Origin of the sequence: Mangrovimonas sp. ST2L15 (assembly GCF_001280515.1) — a bacterium.
Classification (GTDB): Bacteria; Bacteroidota; Bacteroidia; order Flavobacteriales; family Flavobacteriaceae; genus Mangrovimonas; species Mangrovimonas futianensis.
The window spans coordinates 1,382,501-1,398,811 of sequence record NZ_LBIQ01000030.1 but is presented as its reverse complement, the minus strand read 5'-3'; the positions used below and the strand labels follow the sequence as shown (position 1 = coordinate 1,398,811).

Annotated in this window: 19 protein-coding genes (1 of these 19 running past the window's edge); 7 read left to right on the top strand and 12 right to left on the bottom strand. The window is 34.7% G+C overall.

Translation table 11 applies throughout. From position 1 onward, the window contains the following. Window positions 1-3: 3 nt before the first annotated feature. From ZA07_RS10100 to ZA07_RS10080, 5 genes are all read right to left on the bottom strand, one after another. On the bottom strand, window positions 4-828 hold the full coding sequence (locus ZA07_RS10100; protein WP_053971561.1) for a mechanosensitive ion channel family protein: 825 nt from the start codon (window positions 826-828) through the stop codon (window positions 4-6). A gap of 1 nt (window position 829) precedes the next feature. After that, window positions 830-2,140, bottom strand: coding sequence for an ABC transporter permease (locus ZA07_RS10095; RefSeq protein ID WP_053971560.1), 1,311 nt, complete (start codon window positions 2,138-2,140; stop codon window positions 830-832). Then, on the bottom strand, window positions 2,137-3,069 hold the full coding sequence (locus ZA07_RS10090) for an ABC transporter ATP-binding protein (RefSeq protein WP_053971559.1): 933 nt from the start codon (window positions 3,067-3,069) through the stop codon (window positions 2,137-2,139). The genes ZA07_RS10095 and ZA07_RS10090 overlap by 4 nt, the downstream gene beginning before the upstream one ends. 304 nt (window positions 3,070-3,373) lie before the next feature. Continuing rightward, entirely contained in the window at window positions 3,374-4,501 is a 1,128-nt protein-coding gene (gene dnaJ / locus ZA07_RS10085; protein WP_053971558.1) for a molecular chaperone DnaJ, read from the bottom strand. A gap of 3 nt (window positions 4,502-4,504) precedes the next feature. After that, a complete protein-coding gene (locus tag ZA07_RS10080; protein WP_053971557.1) occupies window positions 4,505-5,050 on the bottom strand; it encodes a nucleotide exchange factor GrpE in 546 nt (181 codons plus the stop codon). A 159-nt stretch (window positions 5,051-5,209) separates the two neighbouring features. On the opposite strand from ZA07_RS10080, the gene ZA07_RS10075 reads away from it, so the two are divergent. Then, window positions 5,210-5,863 (top strand): YceI family protein, encoded by a 654-nt coding sequence (locus ZA07_RS10075; RefSeq protein WP_053971556.1) that lies wholly within the window; start codon window positions 5,210-5,212, stop codon window positions 5,861-5,863. A gap of 49 nt (window positions 5,864-5,912) precedes the next feature. Here the strand turns inward: ZA07_RS10075 and ZA07_RS10070 are convergent, their stop codons facing one another. From ZA07_RS10070 to ZA07_RS10055, 4 genes are all read right to left on the bottom strand, one after another. Further along, complete coding sequence (locus ZA07_RS10070; RefSeq protein ID WP_053971555.1) at window positions 5,913-6,818, bottom strand: TIGR01777 family oxidoreductase; 906 nt, start codon at window positions 6,816-6,818, stop codon at window positions 5,913-5,915. Between the two features lie 119 nt (window positions 6,819-6,937). Then, window positions 6,938-7,645: a tRNA (5-methylaminomethyl-2-thiouridine)(34)-methyltransferase MnmD gene (mnmD, locus tag ZA07_RS10065; protein ID WP_053971554.1), complete on the bottom strand. Its 708-nt coding sequence runs from the start codon at window positions 7,643-7,645 to the stop codon at window positions 6,938-6,940. A gap of 1 nt (window position 7,646) precedes the next feature. Next, window positions 7,647-8,078, bottom strand: a complete 432-nt coding sequence (locus tag ZA07_RS10060) for a hypothetical protein (RefSeq protein ID WP_053971553.1) — start codon at window positions 8,076-8,078, stop codon at window positions 7,647-7,649. Then, window positions 8,078-8,584, bottom strand: coding sequence for a DUF4920 domain-containing protein (locus ZA07_RS10055; RefSeq protein WP_053971552.1), 507 nt, complete (start codon window positions 8,582-8,584; stop codon window positions 8,078-8,080). Before ZA07_RS10055 ends, ZA07_RS10060 begins: the two co-directional genes overlap by 1 nt. A 113-nt stretch (window positions 8,585-8,697) precedes the next feature. Here ZA07_RS10055 and ZA07_RS10050 point away from each other — a divergent pair, with 113 nt between their 5' ends. After that, window positions 8,698-9,768, top strand: a complete 1,071-nt coding sequence (locus ZA07_RS10050; RefSeq protein WP_053971551.1) for a branched-chain amino acid aminotransferase — start codon at window positions 8,698-8,700, stop codon at window positions 9,766-9,768. 34 nt (window positions 9,769-9,802) lie between these two features. Here ZA07_RS10050 and ZA07_RS10045 read toward each other — a convergent pair whose 3' ends face one another. After that, the gene (locus ZA07_RS10045; protein ID WP_053971550.1) at window positions 9,803-10,189 is read right to left on the bottom strand and encodes a nucleoside triphosphate pyrophosphohydrolase family protein; all 387 of its coding nucleotides are present in this window, start codon (window positions 10,187-10,189) and stop codon (window positions 9,803-9,805) included. A gap of 49 nt (window positions 10,190-10,238) precedes the next feature. On the opposite strand from ZA07_RS10045, the gene ZA07_RS10040 reads away from it, so the two are divergent. Then, window positions 10,239-10,424, top strand: a complete 186-nt coding sequence (locus tag ZA07_RS10040) for a hypothetical protein (RefSeq protein WP_053971549.1) — start codon at window positions 10,239-10,241, stop codon at window positions 10,422-10,424. A 67-nt stretch (window positions 10,425-10,491) separates the two neighbouring features. Here the strand turns inward: ZA07_RS10040 and ZA07_RS10035 are convergent, their stop codons facing one another. Beyond that, window positions 10,492-12,528, bottom strand: coding sequence for a dihydrofolate reductase (locus tag ZA07_RS10035; RefSeq protein WP_053971548.1), 2,037 nt, complete (start codon window positions 12,526-12,528; stop codon window positions 10,492-10,494). Window positions 12,529-12,619: 91 nt separating this feature from the next. Here ZA07_RS10035 and ZA07_RS10030 point away from each other — a divergent pair, with 91 nt between their 5' ends. Further along, window positions 12,620-13,651, top strand: coding sequence for an SRPBCC family protein (locus tag ZA07_RS10030; RefSeq protein WP_053971547.1), 1,032 nt, complete (start codon window positions 12,620-12,622; stop codon window positions 13,649-13,651). Between the two features lie 8 nt (window positions 13,652-13,659). Next, window positions 13,660-14,031 carry a fluoride efflux transporter CrcB gene (gene crcB / locus ZA07_RS10025; protein ID WP_053971546.1) on the top strand — a complete coding sequence of 124 codons (372 nt, stop codon included), beginning with the start codon at window positions 13,660-13,662 and terminating at the stop codon, window positions 14,029-14,031. Window position 14,032: 1 nt separating this feature from the next. Here crcB and ZA07_RS10020 read toward each other — a convergent pair whose 3' ends face one another. Further along, window positions 14,033-14,635: a DUF1684 domain-containing protein gene (locus ZA07_RS10020; RefSeq protein WP_053971545.1), complete on the bottom strand. Its 603-nt coding sequence runs from the start codon at window positions 14,633-14,635 to the stop codon at window positions 14,033-14,035. A gap of 221 nt (window positions 14,636-14,856) precedes the next feature. Between ZA07_RS10020 and ZA07_RS10015 the strand changes: the two genes are divergently transcribed. Both ZA07_RS10015 and ZA07_RS10010 read left to right on the top strand, forming a co-directional pair. After that, window positions 14,857-16,089 carry an MFS transporter gene (locus tag ZA07_RS10015; protein ID WP_053971544.1) on the top strand — a complete coding sequence of 411 codons (1,233 nt, stop codon included), beginning with the start codon at window positions 14,857-14,859 and terminating at the stop codon, window positions 16,087-16,089. A 3-nt stretch (window positions 16,090-16,092) separates the two neighbouring features. Continuing rightward, window positions 16,093-16,311: the 5' end (the start) of a YpdA family putative bacillithiol disulfide reductase gene (locus tag ZA07_RS10010; RefSeq protein ID WP_053971543.1), read on the top strand. It continues 750 nt past the right edge of the window; only the first 219 of its 969 coding nucleotides appear in the window; its start codon is at window positions 16,093-16,095; its stop codon lies off the right edge, out of view.

Sequence of the window (16,311 nt, the reverse complement as noted above, 5' to 3'; positions counted from 1 at the left end):
CATTTATGGTTTAATGATATGTATATCCCTTTGCGGAAAAGGAATCGTAATATTATGTTGTCTAAACAATCTATCTATTTCAAAACGTATTTCACTCCTTGGAAATTGCCCTTTAAAACTATCATTAAGTGTAAATATTACTTTAAAATCTAATGAACTACTTCCAAAATCTGTAAAAACCACAGTCGGTGGTGGATCTGGAAGTACATCTGGTGAAGATTCTGCAGCTTGAATTAAAAGTTTTTTAACTAACTGAACATCACTTCCGTATGCGACTCCTACCGTTACAAACTCCCTAGTGGTAGTACCATTTTGGGTCCAATTATAAAGGGTATTGGTCAAATACAAATGGTTTGGAATTACCAAGACCTTATTATCTATGGTTACAGCTCTAGTTGTACGTAATTTAATTTCTTCAATTCTTCCCACCTTATCTTCAATCTCTATAATATCACCAACATGAACCGTTTGATCTACCAGAATGAAGACTCCCGATATGATATCTTGAAAAAGTGTTTGAAGTGCCAAACCTATTCCTATTAAGAGAGCTGCCGATGCTGCAAAGATTCCCGTCACATTAACACCTATCATATGAAAAGTGATTAGCAAAATCAATATGTAAACAAGCCATCTCGCATAGGAAAAGACAACTTTAAATTTTTTGCTATCATCAAGGGGGAGGTTCCTTGTTATAATTTTTCTAAGGATGTTCAACAATATAGTAGCCATTAAAAGCACCATACACGCAATGATAACATCCATCAAGCTTAGCGAAATGTCTTTGCCTAATTCAAAATTTCTATTTAAAAATTTAAGGAAATCCCTCATTCTAATATCTAATCCATTTAATTAGTTCTTTATAACTAGGCTTTTTACCATACATTAAAATCCCAACCCTGTAAATTTTAGATGCAAACCAAACTGCAAAAAGGAAAGTAGCCACCAATAAACCAAACGAAAGTAGCTGTTGCCAAATAGGTACGCCAAATGGTATTCTCATTAACATGACTACAGGAGAAGTCAATGGAATGAACGAAAATATGGTTGAAACAGTCCCATGAGGATCTTCTATAACCGTAAAAACACCTATATAAACTGCTAAGATGAGGGGCATCAAAATAGGCAAAAGAAACTGTTGGGTATCTGTTTCACTATCAACTGCTGCTCCAATGGCTGCATACAGAGAACTGTACAGCAAGTAACCTCCAAGAAAAAACAATAGAAATGCTACTACAAGATTACCAATAGGAAGGTTGTTAATTGCTATTACTATTGATTGAAACTCTGGAGAATTAGTATTTTCCATGGCTTGTCTCATAGCTTCTTGGTCTACTGGCTGAGTTTGTAAAACATCCACTCCAAAAATAGCCGAAACTATTGAAACCAAAACACCCCCTAGGATAAGCCAAATAAGAAACTGGGTTATACCAGCCAAGGAAGTCCCTATGATTTTTCCTAACATCAATTGAGTAGGCTTAACAGATGAAATTATCACTTCAATGATTCTATTGGTCTTTTCCTCTATCACACTTCTCATTATCATATTACCATATATAATAATAAACATGAACAAGAGATACCCAGCAGCACAACCAAAAAATAGTTTAGCAATACTGTCTATTTTAGAGGTTTTTTCACCCACAAAACTCTCTTGGGCAATATTTACTCTTAGTTTTGATTCCTTAATCTTATCAATATCAATTCCTTCCTCAATTAATTTCATCTCAGAAAGCTCCTTTTGGATGTTGTTTTCCAAATCAGACATTAACATCAAGGAAGGTGAATCCGTAGAAAAGAATTTTATATGTTCTCCCAATTCATTGAAATCATCGACATCCTCAATATAAAGAAGACCATAATCTCCATTAGCTTCAGTATCTCGTTTTGCTTCATCGAGGGAAAGATCATCTATAAATTTATAAGTAGTATTGTCGGTAGACTGAAAAGCATCCTCCAAAAAACCAGATTCATCCAATACGACGATAGTTCGTTCCTTATTGTTATTTAATTGTGATAAATAAGCAACAAAGGCAACCAAAATAATCATAATGATAGGACTCAAAATGGTCATCACTATAAACGATTTATTCCTAACCTTGTTAAGGTATTCACGTTGTATGATTAATGGTAAGTGGTTCATATTTTGGTATTTTTAACCGCTTGAATAAAAATATCGTTAGCACTTGGAATAAGCTCAACAAAATGAGAAACTTCACCTCTAGAAGTTAAATATCTCAACAAATCATTTGCTGATTCATCGGCGTTAAGTTTTACATTTAGTTTTAACTCCTCTCCTAGGGTTTTAAAATTTGCTTTGGAAAGTTCAAACTTGGAGGCAAGTTCTTGCTCTAAAACTACATCATTTTGACTCTTTATACCTACCTCATAGATGTTACTCTTAAAGGTTCTCTTAATTTCCGTCAATGGGCCATCCAAAATTTTATTGGACTTGTGAATTAAGGCAATGTGATCACATAATTCCTCAACTGATTCCATGCGGTGTGTTGAAAAAATTACAGTAGATCCATTTTCCTTCAACCTCAAGATTTCATCTTTTATTAAATTGGCGTTTATGGGATCAAATCCAGAAAATGGTTCATCAAAAATGAGTAATTTGGGATTGTGCAATACAGTTACTACAAACTGCACCTTTTGAGCCATCCCTTTTGAAAGCTCCTGGATTTTTTTGTTCCACCAGCCATGAATTTCCAATCTATCAAACCAATATTGAAGCCTTTCTTTGGCCTCAGCTTTACTTAACCCCTTAAGTCTTGCCAAATACATGGCTTGTTCACCAACTTTCATGGACTTGTACAACCCACGCTCTTCTGGCAAATAACCAATATCCTGAATATGATGGTTTTTTAGAGGTTCTCCATCTAAAATCACCTTTCCAGTATCAGGCATGGTAATTTGATTAATAATTCTTATTAGGGTGGTTTTTCCTGCTCCGTTTGGACCAAGTAACCCAAATACGCTTCCTTTTGGAACAGAAATGGAAACTTCATTAAGTGCTGTAAAATTTCCAAATTTTTTAGAAACTGCATGCGTTTCTAATAAGTTATCCATAAAATTATATCATTAAAAGCTAAAGCTAATCGATTGTGTAAATATATTAAAACTACTAAAGGTTTACTCCCTAATTTGAGTTTAATATAGGGAAAACCCTTAAAACAAAACCCACCCTTAAATAAATTCAAGGATGGGAAAAAATTGCTATGAAAAAGAAAAATACCACTATTATTTAGAAATAGTGATAAACCAAATATAGTACTTTTTTATAAATAAATATTTAATTATTATAATTTTATCCCTTATAAAATAAAAAAGCCACAAGTAGTTGTGGCTTTTTTTATTTCTATTTCAATTTCCTTTAAGAAAACATGTCTTTTACCTTTTCAAAAAATGATTTATCACCACTTTCTGGCTTAGGAGTGAAGTTTTCATCATCCTTCATGGATTCAAAAAACTCTTTCTGCTGTTTATTCAGATTCTTTGGAGTCCAAACATTGACATGCACCAATAAATCTCCTTTGCCATATCCATTGATGCTAGGAATTCCTTTTCCCCTCAATCTCAAAATCTTCCCAGATTGTACTCCTGCTTCAATTTTGATACGCACCTTACCTGTCACGGTGTCTATCTCCTTAGATGTACCCAAGACCGCATCTGGCAAACTAACATACAAGTCGTAATGAAGATTATCCCCTTCACGTTGCAAGGTTTCATGTCTAGCTTCTTCAATGGCTACTAACAAATCACCAGCAATTCCATTTCCTGGAGCTTCATTCCCTTTTCCAGAAACTTTTAACTGCATTCCGTCTACAACTCCCGCAGGTATTTTAATGGCTACGGTTTCTTCCTTAACAATCATACCGTGAGCATCTGCTTCTGAAGGCTTTTTATCAATAACTTGACCTGCACCACCACAAACGTTACAAGTGGTAGCTGTTTGCATTCTACCTAAAATGGTATTGGTTATTCTAGTAACTTGCCCAGAACCATTACAAGTTCCACAAGTTTTATATGTGGTTCCTTTAGCTTGAACTTTCCTTTTAACCTTAACTTTCTTTTCTACACCATTGGCTATTTCTTCCAGAGTAAGCTTAACGCGAATTCTTAGGTTACTTCCTTTTACTCGCCTTACTTGCTGACCTCCTCCAAATCCAGAGAAACCAGAAAAACCTCCACCCCCAAAAGCTCCTCCAAAAATATCTCCAAATTGACTAAAGATATCATCCATATTCATACCTCCAGAGCCAAATCCGCCTGCACCGTCAAATGCCTGATGTCCAAACTGATCATACTTGGCCTTTTTATCAGCATCACTCAAAACTTCATAAGCTTCTGCAGCCTCTTTAAATTTGGCCTCAGCATCCTTGTCATCCGGATTTTTATCTGGGTGATATTTTAAGGCCATCTTTCTATATGCCTTCTTTATCTCAGAGGCATTGGCACTTTTATCTATTCCTAATATTTCGTAATAATCTCTCTTTGCCATATCTTATTTTCCAGTTACAACTTTAGGAAATCTAATTACCTTATCACCTAATTTATATCCCTTTTCAACAACATCAATGATTTTTCCTTTCAAATCGTCTGATGGGGCTGGTATTTGAGTAACCGCTTCGTGATCATCCGCATTGAAATCATCTCCCTGGTTAAGTTCAATTTCCATCAAACCTTTCCCTTTAAGGACGTTTCTAAGTTTGTTGTTAATCAATTCGACTCCTTTGAGAAGTTCTTTTTCCTCGGTTTTTGCAATTTCATTATAAGCCCTCTCAAAATCATCAAGAACTGGCAACAAGGCCACCATCACATCCTGACTAGCTGTCTTGAAAAGTTCAATTCGCTCTTTGGAAGTACGTCTTTTATAATTTTCAAACTCTGCAAACAACCTTAAAAACTTATCTTTTTCTAACTTCAACTCTTCTTGGAGTTTTTCTTCTGTAGAAATTTCTGAAGCTTGCTCTACTTGTTCTGTGGCCACATTTTGTTCTTCCACTTGATTATCTGTCAAATCTTTAGCTTTTTTATCTTTCTTGCTCATGGTTCTAACTCAACGTTAAATTCTCAAATTAGTTTGGCAAAAGTACTGCCATTATTGGAAAAATGTCAAAATGTCACCAAAGAATTTTAATATTTTTTTATGTAAAAATTATTGACCAATGTTTACTTTTACACTTAACACTAAAACAAAACCTGTATTATGAAAAACCGAATTTTAAATGTATTAATGGTAGTGGCTATTACCATGGCTATTGTTGGATGTAAAAAAGCAAAAGAAGCAGAGACTACAGCAGCCGAAGAAACAGCCGAAGCAACTGTCGTTTCAACTGAATATACCGTAGATACTACTGCCTCTACCATTACTTGGAAAGGTTTCAAACCAACCGGATCGCACCATGGAGCTATTGCTCTAGAAAGTGGTGTTTTAACTGTTAAAGACGGATTGGTTGAAAGCGGAACTTTCAAGGTAGACATGGGATCTTTGGAAGTTAATGATATTCCTGCAGATGATGAAATGAACGGAAAGTTAACTGGTCACTTGAAAAGTGCAGACTTCTTTGATGTTGAAGCATTCCCAACTTCAGAATTCACTGTAACAGGATCTGAGAAAAAAGATGGTGCCTTAATGCTTTCTGGAAATTTAAAAATGAAAGATGCTACTAATAACATTACAATTCCAGTTACTTTGAATGAAACTGAAGATAGCGTGACTTTAACTAGTGAAACTTTCAGCATTGATCGTTCTAAGTGGAATGTAAAATATGGCTCTAAATCATTTTTTGATGATTTAGGAGATAAATTTATCAACGATGATGTAGAGTTAAAAATTAGCTTAACTGCTAATAAGTCTTAATACATTTTATATAAATTTAGAAGAAAAGCCAGCTTTATAGCTGGCTTCTTTATTTTAACAAATCCTGAAGTGCTGGATTTAAATTTGGAAAACTAAATTCAAAACCTCTTTCTTCTATTTTTTTACTACTCACCCTTTGGCTCTCAAACAATAGTATATGCATTTCTCCAAGGATTGTTTTCATCAAAACTTTAGGAATATTTGGCAACCATAATGGCCTATCTAAAACATTAGCGATAGAATGTGTTAGTTCGTGATTGGTGACGGGGTTTGGAGCTACTCCATTATATATCCCATGTAATTCTTCTCTTAAAATAAAAACAAAAATATCAGCCAAATCTTCAATATGAATCCAAGATTGCCATTGATTGCCTTTACCAAAAACAGCGCCCAAACCATACTTAATTGGCTTTAACATTTGCGGTAAGGCTCCAGAGTTAGTATCGAGTACTAACCCGATTCTTACTTTTGCAACGGCTATTCCTAAATCCATGAATTCATCTGCAGCTGCTTCCCAATTCTTAACAACCATCCCTAGAAAATTATCTGATAAATGGTTGCATCCTTCTTCATAATATTTGGTCAAGGAATCCTTATAAATTCCAATAGCACTGGCTGAAATAAGGTGGCTAATTAAATGATCTTGTTTTGACAGGGCCTCCTTCAAAACATGGAGACTCTGGGTCCTACTCTCTAAAATAGCTTGTTTGTTGCTTTTGGTCCATCGACTTCCAATAGTGGCACCAGCAAGATTGATTATGGCATCAACACCATCAAAACAACCTGCATCCAATTCATTTTTGGAAGGATTCCAGTAAAAGCCTTTATAATTTTTTTGATTTTGAAGTTTATGTTTTGAAGTTGTCAAATAATGAACGGAAATATCATTCTCAAGACATTTTTTTACTATCTCCTTCCCCACTAAACCAGTCGCTCCTGTAATTAAAACCCTCATAAACTCTCAATATATATCAACAAAGGTACATATTTGTAAGAGTATACTTGTATCATTTAATTTAGGTTTAACACGACTATTTGAAACTTTTAACAGAAAATAATCTATTCAAAAAAAATTCAAGAAAAAGGTTTGACCGCTCTTAGCATTTCTCGTTTTCCTGGTGGACCGGGTAATTTTTCGACCAAAAACCCTACAGCTAGCATAGCTCTTCTCACAGAACCTTTTGCCGAATAAGTGACCAAAACTCCACCGCTTTTTAATGCTAAAAACATTATTTCAAAAATTGACTCCGTCCACAATTCGGGCTGAACCCGAGACCCAAAGGCATCAAAGTAAATAATATCAAATGTTTCCTTAAATGTGATCTGATGAAAGAATTTTTGAATTTTGGTGAGTTGAAAACCTGAAGTAATTAAATGAGGTTTCTCCCATGATACTTGATGCAACCTTTCGTATAAATCTGAACCTTTTTTTGATTGAAGTTGATCTGGATAATTTAATTCTAAAATTTCAGTTTCAGAAACTGGATAAGCTTCAATCCCTACGTAATCAATAAGTAAATTATTGGACCTTGATTCCAAAAGTGTCAAAAACGCATTCAAACCCGTACCAAAACCTATTTCTAAAATCGAAACATTTTGAGAAAGGGTTTTACCGCCATCATTTACAACTTGTCCCTGATCTAAAAAATAATGTAAACCATGCTTTAAAAAAACGTGCTTTGCCTCTTGAATGGCGCCATGGACAGAATGATACTGCTCATTCCACTCTTCAATTTGAATGGTTTTTGAACCGTCACCCGTTGTAATTATTTGACGTTTCAAACTATTGGATACGCAATTTATTGATCCTTGGAATTGGCCCCGTACATGAAGTTTGATGACATGAAATACAGGCATCTACCATGGTGTTGAACCTGTCGGGTAAAGACACTTTAGATGAATCATTAAAAATTTCCTTTTGTGCTTCTAAAAACACTTTGGAAAATGCCTCAAAATTAGCATTACGCTCCTCAGGCTTAGTCATCTCTGCTGAGTGAATTCTTAAAAAATCGACAGGAAATGTCGTGGGAATTTTTCCCTCCAAAATTTCCTGTTTGATTCTTTGATTATGTCCATACATTTGCTCCATCAAAAGAGCCATCTCTGAAAATTCATACATATCATAGACCTTTTTATCTTTTGGTGTTTCCGTCTCCTTGCTTTTGCAAGCAGTAGCAAAGATTAAAAGAACGATGACTATACTTGGTATTCTCATTATTCTTCTTTTAGTAAAACACCGTCAGCAACAAAGGTGTAGGTTCTTCTTGGTTCAGTAATAGCTGCTATTTCTTCTTCAGATTTACCAGCATCTTGAGCATAGTGTTTTTGCTCTTCTACGGTCATTTCATCAACAAAAGCAGTACCATCAATAATTACCTCTTGGCCAGCAATATTTTTTGGCATAAAAAACCCGTAATCTTTAAACTTCACCATGACTTCTTCTTCATTTCCAAGATCCAAACGCATCCAGCAACCTTTAGTTTGACAAACACTATTAACCTTAGAAGTCATTTTAACCCGAACACTATCTCCTGGTGTTAAATCTTTAAATTTTTCATTCATCTCCTTAGCGGCCAAAGCCTGATCGGCTTGAATTTTTTCACCAAAAGACACATAGGCTATTTCATCCTGAGCCTCAGAAGGTTCTGGACTATTTTCCCCTCCGTTTTTACAGGAAATAACAAATAATGTAATAAATAAAATTTTTAAAAGATGTTTCATGATAGCTTAATATTAAAGTATTTAGGGCCAAATATACTGTATTTTTAAGTAAACATTAAGTTTTATATCAGGCTTAAATTCAGTATTTTTGCCTCTTCTTAAACTTTTAAAAAATGTCTACAATTTTAGCTGAAAACATTAAGGTTGAAAAAACCAAGAACTCAAAATTATCTGAAACTGATTTTGACAATTTATCATTCGGAAAAGTTTTTTCTGATCACATGCTAATTTGCCATTACAAGAATGGTTCTTGGAATGAGCCTAAAGTTGTACCATATCAACCCCTTACCTTGGATCCTGCAAGTAAGATATTTCACTATGGTCAATCTGTCTTTGAAGGAATGAAAGCCTATAAAGATGAGAACAATGATATCTATTTATTTAGACCAGAAGATAACTGCAAGCGTTTGAATATTTCTGCTAAAAGATTAGCCATCCCAGAAGTACCAGAAGACTACTTCATGGAAGGCTTAAAAGCGCTATTAAAGGTAGATGCTGATTGGATACCCACAGACAGTGGCAGTTCTCTTTACATTAGACCTTTTATTTTTGCCTCAGGAAATGGCTTCCATGCCTCACCAGCTGAGGAGTATACTTTCATTATTGCTACTGCTCCTTCTGGATCTTATTTTTCTGGAAAAGTTAAAGTAGCTATTGAGCAAAAGTACTCGAGATCGGCTAATGGTGGTGTTGGGTATGCAAAAGCTGGCGGAAATTATGCTGGTCAATTCTATCCAACTCAATTAGCCATCGAAAAAGGATATAACCAAGTTATTTGGACAGACGATAACACCCATGAGTTTATTGAGGAAGCTGGTGCTATGAACATTTTTGTTCGAATTAACAACACCTTATTAACTGCTCCTACAAGCGATAGAATTTTAGACGGAATAACCCGAAAAAGTATTATTGAAATTGCAGAAGCCAATGGCATCCCTGTAGAGGTTAGAAAAGTTTCTGTTAAGGAAATTATTGAAGCTGCCGAGAAAGGTTCACTTAAAGAAATGTTTGGATCTGGAACCGCAGCCGTTATTTCTCCTATTGCAGGCTTTGGCTATGAAGGAACAGACTATGATCTTCCTGAATTAGCAGATAGTTATGCTAGTAAATTGAAAAAATTAATTACCGATATACAATATAATCGCTCAGAAGACCCATTTGGTTGGAGAGTCAAAGTTGACTAGTTCAAAAAACGGAACCTTAAAGGTTCCGTTTTTTTTATTTGTTAAGAATGGTTTCTATATCTGGTTTAAAATAATGAGGCCCCTTTAAAACTTTACCATCTTCTCTATAAATAGGCTCCCCATCAGAACCTAATTTACTCATATTACTTCTTTGTATTTCTTCAAAGACTTCTTCTATTTTATGTTGAAGTCCATGCTCTATTATGGTACCACATAATATATATAACATATCTCCTAAAGCGTCTGCGACCTCTACTAAATCATTGTTATTGGCAGCTTCCAAATATTCTTCATTCTCTTCACGCATCAACTTGTAGCGAAGTAAATTTTTATCCGGTCCAAGATCTGCCTTAGGCGCTTCTAAATATCCCAATTTAAAGGCTGTATGGAATTGTTTAACGGCTTCAATTTTATCTTTCATTTCACAATAATTATATCTTGTTTGTCTATTTTTGCTTAAAAATAAATATATGTTCAGTAAAGGACAATTGGTTTTTGCAATTTTATTTGCAGTTGTGTTTTTTGTAGTGATTGCTTATACTTACAGACGAGATTTAAAACTTCATAAAAAATACTACAAAGGTACCATATGGGTTTTGATTGCTTTTATATCGTTTATTGCTTTTATAGCCATGTTGAAGTTTATATTCATGTAAACCAATAACTAAAAATAAAAAAGAGGATGTTTTCACATCCTCTTTCTTTTTTGTCTCAACATATAACTTAATTTACCTCTGGTAAAAAATGATATAGTTTACTGTAATTCATCATTTGTTCCTCAAAGGAATCCGGTTGCGTTACTTTAATCGCAATAATCTCTCCTTGATCATTCATCTCTGGAACCAATACAGGATTTACAAAACCACTGTAAGGGGCTGAATTAAATTGTTTATTTCTTTCTAAAATCTCAGAGTGCAAATCTTGATCTACTTTGACGCCATAAGTCTCCACAAGTTCTTGAACTGCTTTGAAATCACCTTCAGATTTAATACGTTGTGTTTCTCTTAATAGTTCCCCAAATAATTCGTGAAGCTTTTCATAATCATTGATGTTGAAATACGTTTTTCCATCTCTGGATACTTTTTCAATCACGTTATCTTTCTTTCCCTTTTCAAAAACCCAGGCACTCACCCATTGGCGGTTTCTCATATGGGCCTCTTCAACATCATCACCCAATTCCAATCGAATAAGTTGAGTCATCAAGCCATTTCTTATATAACCATCATATGCAGCCTTCCCAACAGATTTCCAATCATCAACTAATCCTAATTCTTGCAATTTTGGGCTGTATAAATAATATAATCCTACTAAATCAGCTCGACCTTCTTCCAAGGTTGATGCATAATTTTTTAGAGTTTCTTTGGTTGTTCCAACACCTGGATTCAATTGTCCTGAAGCATGCCCTATCACCTCGTGCAAGGCTGTATGAAGTTTATCGGCCAATTGACCATACTTCTCTTCCAACATAACTTCTTCTTCGTCATTGGAAAATTCCTTTAACCTACCAGTGCTTCCTGCGTTGTTATAAGAGTGGATAATATTTCCCAAGGAAACAGATTTACTACCTACCTCTTTTCTAATCCAACTAGAGTTTGGCAAGTTGACCCCTATAGGGGTACTGGGAGAAGCATCTCCAGACTCTCCAGCTACATTGACAACCTTGTAGCTTACTCCAACGACATTTTTCTTCTTATGATCATCCATTAATGGAGAATTATCTTCAAACCATTGGGCATTTTCTGAAAGTACTGCCATTTTTTGAGACATGTCAAAATCCTTAATTTGAATGATACTTTCATAAGACCCTTTATACCCTAACGGATCATTATAAACCTCTATAAAACTATTTATATAGTCCACATTACCTTCTGTAGCAGCTGTCCAGGTTACATTGTAGTCGTCCCAAGTTTTTAAATCACCACTTTTATAATACTCAATCAATAAACCTAAAGCATCGGCCTGTGGTTGATTTTCGGCAACTCCCTTGGCCAATTCCAACCACTTAATAATTTCATCAATGGCTACTCCATATAAACCTCCCGATTTATATACACGTTCCTTGACCACTCCATTTTCTTTGACCAATTGCGCATTTAAACCAAATGACAATGGCTTTTCAGGATTTGGGGATTTCATGTTCCCATAAAAAGATTCTACATCAGAACTAGTCACATTAGGACCGTAAAAGTTGGTGGCAGAAACAGCAATATTATCAACACCCTGAGCTAAATTCACTTTTTTTGAGTCATTTTCATTAAATATAACATCAAATGCATCTCCTTCTAAAGTTGCTCCAGAAGAAGCTAATAATTCTTTTAGATAATCTGCTGAAAATCCTGGTTTAATTTTCATGTTGGAGTAATGATGGTGAATTCCATTACTAAACCAAACACGCTTTAGGTAATCTTCAAAAGCCTTCCACTCCTCAGTATTTTTATCTCCAGAAAAATCAGAGTAAACCGTCTCTAAAGCTTTTCTGATTGTTAAATTATGTCGGTAGTTTTGATCCCAGATAATATCTCGACCTGATAAACCGGCTTGGGTTAAATAATAAACCAACTTTTGCTCTTTTAGGCTTAATTGTTCCCATCCAGGAATTTGATACCTTAAAATTTTAAGGTCAGCAAATTGATCAACAACGTACTCAAAGGATTCTGATTTTTCCTCATTAACCATTACTTCTGGCTCAGACTTTTCCTTACCACATGATAATACTAGTAGAAGTACCAGCATTAACCTTAAACTTGTTTTAAACATCATTTTAATTAAATTAGTATTCCCACAAAATTAAACATTTCATACATGTTTGTAAAATTGATTATCTTTGATTGTTAACAATCAACTCTCTCTAATGAAATTCCTTAAATTAATAGTATTTATACTACTTATAGCTTTTATTGGTGTTGCCATTTATGTAGCCGTTCAGCCAAACTCCTATGAAGTTTCTAGAACCAAAACCATTGACGCTCCACCGTCGGTAGTTTACGATGAAGTCATTGACTATAAAAAATGGGAAGCTTGGTCTCCTTGGATTGAAAAGGAGCCCACAATCAAATTAGCTTATGCCGATAAAACTGAAGGTGAAGGAGGATCCTATTCTTGGGAGGGCAAAGATGGTATTGGAAAAATGAAAACTCTTTCAGCTAACACTGATAAATCTATCATACAGGAAATCCAATTTGATGATTATGAACCATCCCATATTTTGTGGGATTTTGAATCTACAGATGATGGAAAAACCAATGTTACTTGGACCATGACAGGTGATAACCTCCCATTTATTTTTAAAGGATTTGCTGCATTAAGTGGAGGTTTCGATAAAATGGTTGGTCCAGATTTTGAACGAGGTCTAGAAAAATTAGATAGTATATCCATGGCTGCCATGAAGAAATTTGACATTAAAGTGAATGGTATTTCCGAACACGGAGGTGGTTTTTACATTTATAAGACCACATCCAGTAGATTCGATGAAATGAGCACAGCTATTGAAAAAATGATGACCGAAGTAAGCTCCTATGCCATGAAAAACAACCTTACCATGGCAGGCCCGCCATTTACCATTTACCATTCTTGGGATGAAACATTAGGCACCACTATGTTTTCTTGTTGTATTCCTACTACTGATAGGGTGATTATACCAGAAGGGGATATTTTAACTGGGCAATTGGATCCCTTTAAAGGTGTCAAAACTACCTTGAAAGGAGATTACAGCAATCTTTCTCAAGCTTGGGACCAAACAATGGCTTATTTAAAACAATACGATTTAAAACCCGCCGAAACAGGCCCAATGATTGAATCTTATGTCACCGATCCAACTCGGGAGCCCAATCCTGCCAACTGGATTACAGAATTATATGTGGCTATAGAACAACCAGCAGAATAATTGCTTTAATGAAACACTTAGCTCTTGTTTTTTTGGGAGGTGGACTAGGTAGTGTCCTTCGCTTTTTAATTGGAAAATTCTTAAACAGCTCAGAAACAGGAATCCCATACGGTACGTTTGTAGCTAATATTTTAGGTAGCCTTCTCATTGGATTGATACTTGGATATGCCTCTAAAAATAATGGACTATCACATGAACAAACCCTATTAATGGCAACGGGCTTTTGTGGTGGCTTTACAACCTTCTCCACCTTTGCTTATGAAAATCATGTGTTTTTAAAAACAGGAGATTTTACCAGCTTTGCTATTTATACCATTGCCAGTTTTATTATAGGGTTTTTAGCTGTTTTTGCTGGAATGTACCTTGTAAAATGGTTTTAGTTTAGTGCTCATCATATGCTTTTACGCCAGCTTCTATTTTCCTATTTAAGTAATTATTTCTTGGTACAATAGGACACGAATATTTATCATTATAAGCACAATAAGGATTGTAGGCTTCATTAAAATTGATGACAATATTATTTCCTTTTGGAATACGTGCTTCAACATATCTGCCACCACCATAGCTGTCTTTGCCATTAGTATTATCTAAAAATGGTAGAAATAAATAATCTTCATAGCCTTCCTCTTCCATTAAACCTAAATTTTGATATATATCTAGTTTAAAGGATTGACCTTCAATTTCAAACTGAACAATTCCGTATTTGACATAGTCGGCAAGCCTGTCGGTAGTTGTTTTCATTTTAAATGGCTTTTCTTCTGGTGTTCTTGTAAGTATCGCATCAACAACATAGATGGAATCAAAAGGAAAAAATTCCAATCCCTTAAACGTTTTTCTATCCTTTTCTTTTAAAGGTGATTTAGTAGCATCTTTAAAATCAGCATTCATTTGTTTTTGCCATTCTGTGTCTCCAGGTAAAGTCTCTCTTTTTTGGGAACATGCAGAAATCGCTAATAATAGAAAGAAAATTTGAAAAAGTTTCATCGTTATTTTTGTTTCTAAAAGTACAACTTAAAACATTTTTTACTAGTTTTGATTCACAAAATAATATCTAATGAAATCTTACGTCACAATTTGCAAACAAAGAACCGCTTCTGAATCAGGAAGATGGATGGTTTTACTATTGTGATTATGCTATAACTGTTAACGAAAACAATTTTAAAAAGTCCAACTTCACAGTTGGACTTTTTTTATATCCTAGAGTCATGATTAAATTAATAAAAATGTACTTCAATACTTTTTCTGGTCTATCCAGAGAGGTTTGGTGGTTGGCCTTGATTACTCTAATCAATAGAGCGGGGACTATGGTTATACCGTTTTTATCACTTTACTTAACAACTGATCTAAATTTTTCATTGGGACAGGTTGGATGGATTATGAGTGCCTTTGGTTTAGGATCAGTAGCCGGATCTTGGTTGGGAGGAAAACTCACTGATAAAATTGGCTTTTATAAAGTCATGGTTTTCAGTCTTTTTTTATCAGGAATATTATTTATCTCGCTACAGTTTTTAAAAACTTTCAATCTGATTTGCCTGGGAATATTTTTGGTGATGACCGTTGCCGATCTTTTTAGACCTGCCATGTTTGTAGCTCTAAACAGCTATAGCAAAATTGAAAATAAAACAAGATCTATTACATTAATAAGACTTGCAATAAACCTTGGTTTTTCTGCTGGTCCAGCCATTGGTGGTTATATTATAACTTCCATGTCATATGGAGGTCTTTTTTGGGTGGATGGTATTACTTGTATTGCAGCAAGCTTAGTCCTTTTGAAAGTATTGCATCCCAAAAAAGTTAAAGTTTTAGATGACTATAAAAATATGCAACCAAAATCAGCCTTTACAGATTTCCCGTTTATGATTTTCCTATTGGCCATGATTCTATTTGGTGTCATATTTCTACAATATTTCTCCACAATGCCCATATATTACAAGGAGGTGTATGGTTTAAATGAAAAATATATAGGACTGCTTTTGGGACTCAACGGCTTTTTAATTTTTATAATAGAAATGCCATTAATTAAGTGGTTAGAAACAAAAACTTTTACCAAAACTGGGTTGATGCTTTTTGGGGCACTTTTAACAGGTTTAAGCTTTATTATTTTAAACATGTTCTCTTGGGTAGGAATTTTAATTGTTGGAATGGTTTTAATGTCTGTTGGAGAAATGATAACCTTTCCCTTCTCAAATGCTTTTGCATTACAACAGGCCAAAAGAGGAAACCAAGGAGAATACATGGCACTTTACAGTGTTGCTTTTTCTATTTCTCACATTATTGCCCATAATGCCGGCTTACATATGGTGGATGGGTTAGGTTTTAACACAACTTGGTTACTCATAACTTTTTTAGCAGTCCTATGTGTATTACTTTTGATGTTTCTTAATCTTCACATTAAAAGAAGAAAAAATTTAGGCCCTCATTTTGAAATGGAATTATAAATTATGAAAGATGTCGTTATTATAGGAGCTGGTCCTATCGGAATCGCTTGTGCTCTTGAATGTAAGAAAAAAGGTTGGGATTACTTGGTATTAGACAAGGGAGCATTAACAAACTCCTTGTTTAACTATCCTTTAAAAATGACTTTCTTTTCCACTTCTGAACGGTTGGAGATTGATAATATTCCGTTTATGAGCACAAATCCTAAACCAAATAGGGATGAA